Origin of the sequence: Micromonospora sp. NPDC023814 (assembly GCF_040639595.1) — a bacterium.
Taxonomy (GTDB): domain Bacteria; phylum Actinomycetota; class Actinomycetes; order Mycobacteriales; family Micromonosporaceae; genus Micromonospora.
The window spans coordinates 114,021-123,994 of record NZ_JBFAAF010000018.1 but is presented as its reverse complement, the minus strand read 5'-3'; the positions used below and the strand labels follow the sequence as shown (position 1 = coordinate 123,994).

Sequence of the window (9,974 nt, the reverse complement as noted above, 5' to 3'; positions counted from 1 at the left end):
AGATAGAAGCGTCGCAACTCCTATCCTTCCAGCTCAGAGGGCACTTTCTATCTCCGGGGCCCCGCCGACCCGACAGTCATCGGTGGATCGAGGCTCAGGCGCTCGCCACACAATCGCACCCTGAATCAACATCTGCGCCATCCCGTATGCCGCCGACCCGCCCTCCTGGGAAGCGGGCCGCCGCCCAGTTCGCCACGTCAAGACGGCCTTGACACACGGCCGGACGCTGCCGGAACAGACTGCGTCGGCTCTCGTGTCACGGACCGCGCCCCCGACGGACACCGCCACAGTGGCGCAGTTGACCCAACCTCACCCGGCACGGACCCGACTCCCGGGGTCGGAGCTGGCCACCGACGGCCCCCCTCCCAGGTGAGCAGTTGACCTGACCCCGAGCAGCTGCGCGCCGGCTCCTGGACGACCGGCATGCCCTCGGCGGACACCACCCCCATGCCTGGGGCTTGCCGCGCGGACCCGGCACGCGCCCCTCCCTGCGCCGCGCTGCTCAGGCGCGGCGCGGCCGGCTGCCGGCGACGAACCTCCACCACTCCCCAGCTTTCCCGTCTGCGGCGGCCCGGGCTCCCCGCTCTCCGCGCCAGCCGCCGGACGTGTTGCGTGGCCGGAGTCGGAGCGCCAGCAAAGCGACGGACTCGCGCCCAGGCGACGGCGCGTGCGGCCCGTCAAGGGCCGCCTTGACAGATGTACAGAAACTCCTCCCAGACCGCCGGCAGCCGGCTGTCCGGTCTCAGGACCTCAGTGACAGATCGGTCTCAGGACCTGGGTGACAGTGTGCGTCGATGTCACAGGGGGCGTGGAAACTATCGGCCGTGGACGTAGATCGGTTCTGGCAGATCGTGGAACGGGCACGGGAGGCAGCCGGTCCAGCGGCGGATCGAGCAAGGCAGGACGGGCCGAGCGCGGTGGCCGAGGCGCTGGTGGTGGAGCTGACACGCCTACCGCTGCCTGAGATCGTGGCGTTCGACCAGACGCTCAGCGACCTGTGCGGTCTGGCTGACACAGGGGATATCGCCGCAGCGTGCTGGATCATCGAGCGTGGGTTCCTCTCCGACGACCGGTTCTCGGACTTCCGCGCAGGACTGATCGGCCTCGGCCGAAGCGCGTTCGAAGCCGTCATCACCGAACCCGACACGCTCGCTGAGCACCCTGCGGTGCAAGAAATCAGCACATCAGACGGGCATGACCTCTGGATCGGTGACGAGACGCTGCTGTTCGCCGCGCCGGAGGCGTACGAGCAGCACACCGGCGACCCCGACGCCTTCTGGGACGCTGCCGACGCTACCGATGTGAACACGGCTCGACCGACCCGCGCCCCGAAATAACGACGAGCGCTGGGACCTTCGCAACGAAGACGAGTGGCAAAGACGGCTACCCAAACTCGCCGCGCTGTTCCTCACCCATCGCTTCACACAGAGGTAGTCCCGAGGCACTGCGCCACCTAGAGCGCCACCCAGGTCCTGAGACCGATCTGTCACGGAGGTCCCGAAACCGGACACGCCGGCAGCCGGCCGGGGCCAGCTTCGACGCACGATGAGACGGGTTGACGTGTCAGGACCCGCTGCTACTCAGGCGGCCTGATCGTCAGGACCTCAGCCGAGCGCCGACGACGACCCGGCGATGTCGGCCAGTTGGGCCCGCGAGGTGATACCCAGCTTGGGAAACGCCTTGTAGAGGTGGTAGCCGACGGTCCGCGGGCTGAGGAAGAGCCGGGCGGCGATGTCACGGTTGGAGGCGCCGGTCGCTGCCAGCCGCACGACCTGGCGTTCCTGGGGAGTCAGCACGCTGAGCGGATCGTCGGCCTTGCGCGGCGCCGCCGGCACGTCCCCCGTCGCGCGCAGCTCCGCGCGAGCCCGCTCGGCCCACAGTCGCGCGCCGAGCCGGTCGAAGGTGTCCAGCGCGTCGCGCAGTTGCGTGCGGGCGTCCGCCCGCCGCCGTGCCCGCCGCAGCCACTCGCCGTAGGCGAGCTGCGTCCTCGCCTGCGGGTACGGCTGAACGTCCTGCTGGTGAAGCTGTACGGCGTGCGCGAAGTGCGCCTCGTTCTCCTCGACGAGGGCGCGGCACCGCAGGGCGATCGCGTCCGACGACGGCTGGCGGGCCTGCCGGGCCCAGGCCACACACCGGGCGAGCGGCTCCTTCGCCCGCTCCGGTGCGCCGCTGCGGACGGCTGCCTCCACCTGATCCGCGGCGCTGAGGAGGGCGATCCCCGCCGAGGGGATGGCCGCCAACTGCCGCAGGGCGGCGGCCGGACGCCCCAGGCCGAGCTCCAGCACGCCGAGTGCCCAGCGTCCGATGTCCGCCGCGAGGACCAGCCCCCGCTCGCCGGCTCCCGCTATGCCCTCTTCGGCCTTCGTGCGGCACTCTTCGACGTTCCCCTGGTGCGCGAGCACCCAGGCGAGCGAACACGTGAGGTGGCTGACCCGAGGCTCGTGGCCCAGATCCGTCGCCAGCCGCAGCCCCGCGTTCAGGGACGTCACGGCCTCGCCGTACCGGCCGAGCCACCCCTGCGCGAGTCCGTGGTCGTTGAGCGCGAAGGCGAGCCAGCCGATCATCCCGTTCTTCTGGCAGTCCGCCACGACCCGGCCGGTGATCTCCTCGCAGAGGGCGGCGCGGCCCAGCGGAAGGCAGACAGCGGCGGTGAAGGTCAGTCCCGGCACCCCCAGCCCCGCACGTGCGTGTGCGTCGACGGCCTCGCCCATGAGCCTGATCCCGCCGCCGACGTCACCGCCCAACAGGCGGCTCAGCCCGAGCGCCGCACCGACCAGCGGTGACCCGATCTCGGGAAGCGCGCGGAGACTCGCCGCAGCCTCCTCCGCCAGTCGGGCGTCACCGGCGAACCAGGCGCAGCGGATGGCCTCCACCAGCAACCAGGTGGCCCGCTCGGTGGAGCGGGGGGCCACGCGAGGGAGGTTGTCCAGGATGATCCGGCCCGCCGCGAGCGGTGTGCCCAACTCGAACTCCCGATGCGCGCGCACCTGGACCAGCGCAGCGATCATGTCCGGGTCGTCCACCTCAGGCGTCGCCCTGTCGGCGAGCGCGGCGGCGCGACCCGTCAGCCCCGCGTCACTGGCGGCCAGCGCGGCGGCGGCCAGCCGTTCGGATCGTCGCACCGGGTCGGCGGTGAGCTCGGCGGCCCGCTCGTAGGCGGTCGCGATCGCGGCGTGGCCGCCACGGGTACGCGCCCGTTCCGCCGCCCCCTCCAACTCCCGGGCGACGTCCTCGTCAGGGCCGAGCGTGGCGGCGGCCAGGTGCCACGTCCGCCGGCCGGCCGCGTCCACGGCGGCCGAGCGGGTGAGGGCGTCGGCGAGGGCTCGATGTACGGCGAAGCGCCGGGTGACCGGCGCGCTCTGGTAGGCGGCGGCCCTGATCAGGGGATGGCGGAATCCCACGGTCGCGCCCCTGATCTCGATCAGCCGACTCCGCTCGGCCTCCTCAAGGCCGTGGAGGGAGGCACCCGCACCCACCAGAGTCGCAAGCTCACCCGAGCCGTCCGCCGCCGCGATCAGCAACGCGGTCCGCGCCGGCTCGGCGAGCGCGGCTATCCGTGCGTGGAACGCTTCCTGGACCCGGTCGACGACCGGCATCGCGCCCACCGGCGGCAGTCGTCCCGCCCGCTGTTCGGCGGTGAGCGCGGCGGGCAGTTCGACGAGCGCCAGGGGGTTGCCGCCGGACTCCTCGATGAGGCGCTCCCGCACCTGCGGTGGAAGATCGGGGGGAAGCAGGGCCCCAGCGGCGGCGGCATCCAGCCCGCCCAGCCGGAGTTCGGGCAGCCCGACGGCAGGAAACCCCGCGCGGGCGGCGAAGATCATGACGACGCCTTCGGCCTCGAGGCGGCGGGCGGCGAACAGCAGCGCGTCGGCGGAGGCCTGGTCGAACCACTGTGCGTCGTCGACGAGGCAGAGCAGCGCGCCGTCTCCGGCGAGGTCGGCGAGGATGCTCAGGGTGGCCAACCCGACCAGGAACCGGTTCTCCGGGGCGGGGTCACCCAACCCGAGGGCGCCGCGGAGCGCGGCGGCCTGCGCGTCAGGCAGTGCCGGGATCCGGTCGAGCCCGGCACGCAGGAGCAGGTGGAGTGCGGCGAAGGGCAGCGTGGCCTCGGACTGGACACCGACGCCGCGCAGCACCCGCATGCCCTCCGCCCGTTCGGCGGCATGGTCCAGGAGCGCCGACTTGCCGATTCCCGCCGGGCCGCGGATGACCAGCACCCCGCTCCTGCCGGTTCTGGCCTCCGCCAGCAGCCGTTCGATGTCCGCCTGTTCCCCGGCTCGTCCGTGCAGCACGGTCAGGAACCTACCGTCACGACGACTGATTCGGCTCGGGGTGGATCTCCGTAGCGTCGTGCTCGCAAGCACGTCACGACTACGAACGGACCCCCAACATGACCACCGTCACCAGTCCCGCCCAGACCGTCGCCGACACCAAACTGCTCCGTTTCGCCCTCAAGCAGGACGCGATCGGCTCCGGCGGCAACGGGGTCGTGTACGTCGCCGTCGCCGCGATCTTCGGGGAGATGTTCGGCCTTCCCGCCGGCTTCCTCTACCCGGCCGGGGCGTTCCTGGTGACCTACGCGGCCGCCCTGTTGGTTCTCGCCTCCCGACCCGCGGTGAGCAGGGCCGCTGTGGGTGTGGTGATGGGTGCCAACGTCGCCTGGGTGGCGGCGAGCGTGATGGTGCTCGTCGCCGGTTGGTTCCCGCTGACCGGCCTGGGTACCGCACTGGTGATCGTGCAGGCGGTCGTGGTCGCCGGCTACACCGTCCTGCAGTTCGCCGGTCTTCGCAGGGCCGGCTGAGCGACCACCCCGGATCGCCCCGAGCCGCGACCGGGACCGCGGGAATCGGTCGTGCGCAGGGTGGCCACCCCGTCGGGCGGCCACCCTGCCGGCGTCAGAGGGGACTCAGCCTTCGGAACGTGTAGGGGCCAGGAGGCTGCCGCACGTCGGAGTTCACGCCGGCTCCGGTGGCGGCCCGGTGTAGCCGCTGCTCCACCGGAACCGGTTGCTCGGCTGCGCGTACTCCTCGACGATGTGCGCGATCCAGCCCGCCGTCCGGGCGACCGCGAAAATCACCTCCGCCGCGCCCGGCCCCATGCCGGTCGCGTGCGCCAACGCGGCGACAGCGAGGTCGACGTTGGGCAGGGCGCACCGCCGCGCCGCCGTGGCGATCAGACCGTCGACGGCCCGCCGCAGCTCGCCCCCGGTCGGCAGCTTCGCGACGAGATCGAGCAGGGCGACGCCGCGCGGGTCGCCGTCCGGGTACAGCGAGTGCCCGAACCCGGGCAGCGCGCCGGTCCGCAGCCACTCGGCGATCGCGGCCGGAGCCCCGTCCCGCAGCGCCACGTCGATCATCCGGTGGACGCTGCTGCCGACGGCTCCGTGCATCGGCCCGTCCAGCGCGCCGAGGCCCGCCAGCACCGCCGCGTAGGGGTTCGCCCGGGTCGACGCCGCCACGCGTACGGCGATGGTCGACGCGGCCAGGTCGTGGTCGGCGAGCAGGACGAGGGCGGCGTTCAGCGCCCGGAGCCCCGCTGCGGAGGGCAGCGCGCCCGTCAGCCGGGACCACAACCGGGTCGCCAGGGCGTCGTCGGCGGGGGCCTCGCCCGCGAGGGGCAGCGCGTCGACCATGCTGGACAGCAGCCCGGGCGCGAGCGCCGTCACGGTGGCGGGCGCCAGGTCGAAGCGCAGCGGGTCCATCGCGGCCGCCACGGCGACGATCACCGGCAGCCGGTCGAAGAGTCGGGCCTGGGCCGGCAGGTGACTGCTCGCCCGCCGCGCCGTCTCGAGGGTCTCGGCGGACGCCACGAAGGGCTCGGGGTGCCGCTGGCCCGTCCAGAGCCACCGGGCGATCTCCTCGAACGGCGTCACGGGCGCGAGCTTCGCGACATCCAGTCCCCGGTAGTGCAGCCGCCCGTACGCGATCAACGTGGTGGCGGTCCGCATCGCCGGCGCGGCATCGCGTTCCGGGCGGGTCGCCTGGGTGCGGGCGGCCAGCCGCTCGACGTCGACCAGCCGGAAGCGGCTGGTCCGCTCGCCGGGAACCTTGACCCTGGCGAGCAACCCCCGGCTGACGTACGCGTAGATCGTCTCCGGCTTGATGCGCAGGCGACGGGCCACCTCGGCGGTCGTCAGCAGTTGCTCCTCGGCCATGTGGTCATGGTCTCACGTTGACTGGATCAATGTTGACTGGCTCCGGCCGCCGGCACGACGCTGCCCACATGGCTGACACCATCACCGCTCCCCGCGGGCTCGCCGGCGTCGTGGTCACCGACACCACGGTCGGCCACGTCCGCGGCATCGAGGGCTTCTACCACTACCGGCAGTACTCCGCCATCGACCTCGCCGAGCGCCGGACGCTGGAGGACGTCTGGGCGCTGCTCATCGACGGCTCCGTGCCCGCCGAGCCCAAGGCGCTGCACGAGGAGATCGTCCCGTTGCGCCACATCCCGCCCGCGGTCGCCGCCGCGCTGCCCGACATCGCCACGGCGTCGACGTCGCCGGACCCGATGGGCGGCCTGCGCGCCGCGCTGGCCGTCGCCGGCCTCGCCGCCGGAGCCCGCCCGCTGTACGACACGACGCCCGCCGAACGGCGGGCGCAGGCCATGGCGCTCTGCGCGCTGACGCCCAGCCTGCTGGCGGCCCTGTACCGCCTGCGAGCGGGGCTGGAGCCGATCGAGTCGCGCGACGACCTGTCCCACGCGGCGAACTACCTGTACATGATCACGGGCGAGGAGCCCTCCGAACGGCACGCCCGGGCGATCGAGCGCTACCTGATCGCCACCGTCGACCACGGCTTCAACGCGTCGACCTTCACCGCCCGCGTCATCGCCTCCACCGGCGCCGACCTCTACGCCTGCGTCGGCGGCGCCCTCGGCGCGCTCTCCGGCCCCCTGCACGGGGGCGCCCCCAGCCGGGCCCTGGACACCCTCGACGCCATCGGCACGATCGACCGGGCCGACCCGTGGCTGCGCGAACGCATCCTCGGCGGCGAGCGGATCATGGGCTTCGGGCACCCGATCTACCGCACGGAGGACCCGCGGTCCCGCATGCTCAAGGGGATCGCCCAGGACCTCGGCGGGCCGTTGGTGGACTTCGCCGTGGCCGTCGAGGATCGGGTCCTGTCGTTGCTGGCGGAGCTGAAGCCCGGCCGGGAACTGCACACCAACGTGGAGTACTACGCGGGCGTCGTCATGCACCTGTGCGGGCTGCCCCGGGAGATGTTCACGCCCACCTTCGCCACCAGCCGGGTCATCGGGTGGTGCGCGAACGTGCTGGAACAGGCCGAGGACTCGAAGATCATCCGACCGGACTCGCGCTACGTGGGCCCTCCCCCGCCGCAACCGGTGCCATGAGAGGCCGGTAGGTCAGGGGCGGGGTCGCCGGCAGGTCGGCCCCGCCACCCCGGTGGACTCACCGGGCGCCGGAGCCGATGTCGACCACTCGCGCCCAGGTGGGCGGCGAGTCGGGCACGTAGTCGGGGTCGTCCTCGTGCCACGACCGGGTCGGCCCATGCCGGGGGAACAGTCCCACCACCGTCCGGCACGGTGGTCGCGTCGCCGGCCAGGGCGTCTGCCCGTCGGTCAGGACCACGACGACGTCCGGTCGGGGCCGGGCGCGCAGCGCCCGGGCGAAGCCCGTACGCAGATCCGTCCCTCCGCCGCCCAGCAGCGGGATGTCCTCGGCGCGGCACAGCGGATGCACGACCTGGGCCGCGGCGTCGCACGGAAGCACGCTGACCAGGTCGCGCCGGCCGCCCACGGCGTGGGAGATCGCGGTGACCTCAAGCAGGGCGCTGCCCAGTTCGGCGTCGCTCACCGACCCGGACGTGTCGATGACCACGCACACCCGAGGGGGCCTGCGTCGCAGGCTCGGCAGGATCGCGCCGGGCACCCCGGCGGAGCGCCGCGACGGCCGGCCGTAGGTGTAGTCCTCGCCGGCGCCGGCGGCGGAGGCGGCCGAGCGGACCGCCGCCCCCAGCAGTTCCCGCCACGGTTGCGGCGGGTGCAGCGCCTTCTCCGCCCACCTGCGCCAGCCCTGCGGGACGTCCCCGGGCCGGCCCGTGATGCCGTGCGCCACCCGAAACCGCACCAGGTCCCGTTCCTGCGTGCTGAGGCCGTGCGCGCCGTCCGGTCCCAGGTCCCACTCCCGGTCCAGCCCGTCGGCGCCGCTGCCGCAGTCCAGCCAGACCAGCCCCTGCGTACGCGGCCCGAGCCCGAACTGCCGCAGGTAATCCTCCATGAGCTCCCCCTCGGGCAGCCCCAGTGACCCCGGCTCGACGGCGCCTTCGGGTCGGGCCAACCCGTCACCGAACACGTCGTCGTTGATCTCGAAGTCCGCGGCGATGTTCATCCGCAGCCGCTCCCCCGGCCCGACCAGCCCCCGCTCCCGCGCTACCCGGTCACTGCGCCCGTGGTGGTCGCGCAGCAGGTGCGAGACCTCGTGCACCCACACCCCGGCGAGTTCCTCCACCGGGGTGCAATCCACGAACGCGGGCGAGACGTAGCACCGCCAGTGCGGGTCCACCGCCATCGTCGGCACCCGTCGCGACTCCACCACATGCAGGGCGAACAACGCCGTCGCCAAATAGGGCCGGACCCGGGCGGCGTGCAGCCGCGCGGCGAAGAGCTTTCCGAGGTCCAGCGTGCGCCCGGGGGTCATCGGCTGCTCCCCGCCGCGGCCACGACCCGTGCCGCCGCCTGGTCTGCGCGCCGGGACAGGGACACCACCCCGGCGAGCCGCTCGACCGACGCCGGCACGTCCCAATCCTCCTGTCGCAGGGCGGCGAGTGTGGTGGCGGGGACCACCACCAGGTCGGGGCCTCCGGTTTCCAGCGCCCGCACCAGCAGCGCCCACGCAGCGTCCCAGCGAGCCTTCTCCGGACGCCGGCGGACCGCCTCCACCACGCCGTCCAGCACGGCCTGGCGGAGGTCTCCCCGCTCGGGCAGGACGGCGGCCGCCGGGTCGGCCAGCAGCGCCTCGGGGTCCGGCAGGTCCATCCGGTCCATGCTGGCCAGCAGCTCCAGCCCCGGGCCGTCCCCAACGGTGCCTCTGACCAGCAACGACAGCACGTCCCGCGAGACGCCCGCCGCGGTTGCGAAGGCGACCAGGCGCAGGGTCATGTCCCAGCTGCGGGGCGACGGCCAGGGACCGCCCCGGCGGCCTTCGTTGCTGGGCAGCCGGTGCACCAGCCCCGGGCGGGCGGTCAGGAGCCCGCACACGGCGCGGCGGGCGAAGGTGACGGCCTCCGACAACAGCGCCGGGTCGAGCCTGGGCAGCACCGCTCGGGGCCAGGTCCCGCCGAGGCCGCGTACGACGACGTCGTTGTCGTGGGCCCACTGAAGGTGGACGAACCTGTTGGCCAGGGGCGCGCTCAGCTCCCAGCCGTCGGCCGCCGAGGAGCGCGGATTGGCGGCGGCCACGATCCGGACCCCGGGCGGTAGCCGCAGAGTGCCGATGCGCCGCTCGAGCACGAGGCGGAGCAGGGCCGCCTGGACGGCCGGCGGCGCGGTGGACAACTCGTCCAGGAACAGCAGCCCCCGACCGGCCCGCACCAGGCGCACGGCCCAGTCCGGCGGGGCCATCGGGACGCCCTGCGCCGCCGGGTCGTCGCCGACGATCGGCAGCCCCGAGAAGTCGGACGGCTCGTGGACGCTGGCGACAACGGTCGTCAGTGGCAGGTCCAGCGTCGCGGCGAGCTGCGTCAGGGCGGCGGTCTTGCCGATCCCCGGCTCGCCCCACAGCAGCACGGGCAGGTCCGCGGCCACAGCCAGCGTCAGGGCCTCCAGCTGGGTGTCGGGGCGGGATTCGGTGGTGGTGGCGCCCAGCAGCGCGAGCAGCTCGGCGGCGACGTCGAGCTGAGGAGTGTGGGCCGGGTCGACGGGGCCATCGGTGGGTGCGAACGAGGTCAAGGCAGGCATATTCAGTCACCTATGGGAGTCGTGGTGGGTATGAGGAGGCCGTCTGGTCGGAC

The 9,974-nt window shown here is 73.4% G+C and carries 7 protein-coding genes; 3 read left to right on the top strand and 4 right to left on the bottom strand.

Annotated features, from left to right (window positions below; all coding sequences use genetic code 11):
* The first annotated feature begins 824 nt into the window (after positions 1–824).
* On the top strand, positions 825–1,337 hold the full coding sequence (locus tag AB0G14_RS13065) for a DUF4240 domain-containing protein (RefSeq protein ID WP_357696795.1): 513 nt from the start codon (positions 825–827) through the stop codon (positions 1,335–1,337).
* A 267-nt stretch (positions 1,338–1,604) separates the two neighbouring features.
* Here AB0G14_RS13065 and AB0G14_RS13060 read toward each other — a convergent pair whose 3' ends face one another.
* Entirely contained in the window at positions 1,605–4,292 is a 2,688-nt protein-coding gene (locus AB0G14_RS13060; RefSeq protein ID WP_357696793.1) for an AAA family ATPase, read from the bottom strand.
* A gap of 98 nt (positions 4,293–4,390) precedes the next feature.
* Here AB0G14_RS13060 and AB0G14_RS13055 point away from each other — a divergent pair, with 98 nt between their 5' ends.
* On the top strand, positions 4,391–4,801 hold the full coding sequence (locus AB0G14_RS13055; RefSeq protein ID WP_357696791.1) for a hypothetical protein: 411 nt from the start codon (positions 4,391–4,393) through the stop codon (positions 4,799–4,801).
* A 153-nt stretch (positions 4,802–4,954) separates the two neighbouring features.
* On the opposite strand, the gene AB0G14_RS13050 is transcribed toward AB0G14_RS13055, so the two are convergent.
* Positions 4,955–6,154, bottom strand: a complete 1,200-nt coding sequence (locus AB0G14_RS13050) for a citrate synthase (protein ID WP_357696789.1) — start codon at positions 6,152–6,154, stop codon at positions 4,955–4,957.
* Between the two features lie 68 nt (positions 6,155–6,222).
* Here AB0G14_RS13050 and AB0G14_RS13045 point away from each other — a divergent pair, with 68 nt between their 5' ends.
* Positions 6,223–7,356 (top strand): citrate synthase, encoded by a 1,134-nt coding sequence (locus AB0G14_RS13045; RefSeq protein ID WP_357696787.1) that lies wholly within the window; start codon positions 6,223–6,225, stop codon positions 7,354–7,356.
* Positions 7,357–7,414: 58 nt separating this feature from the next.
* Here AB0G14_RS13045 and AB0G14_RS13040 read toward each other — a convergent pair whose 3' ends face one another.
* On the bottom strand, positions 7,415–8,662 hold the full coding sequence (locus tag AB0G14_RS13040) for a VWA-like domain-containing protein (RefSeq protein ID WP_357696785.1): 1,248 nt from the start codon (positions 8,660–8,662) through the stop codon (positions 7,415–7,417).
* Complete coding sequence (locus AB0G14_RS13035) at positions 8,659–9,921, bottom strand: MoxR family ATPase (RefSeq protein WP_357696783.1); 1,263 nt, start codon at positions 9,919–9,921, stop codon at positions 8,659–8,661. Before AB0G14_RS13035 ends, AB0G14_RS13040 begins: the two co-directional genes overlap by 4 nt.
* Between the last annotated feature and the right edge of the window lie 53 nt (positions 9,922–9,974).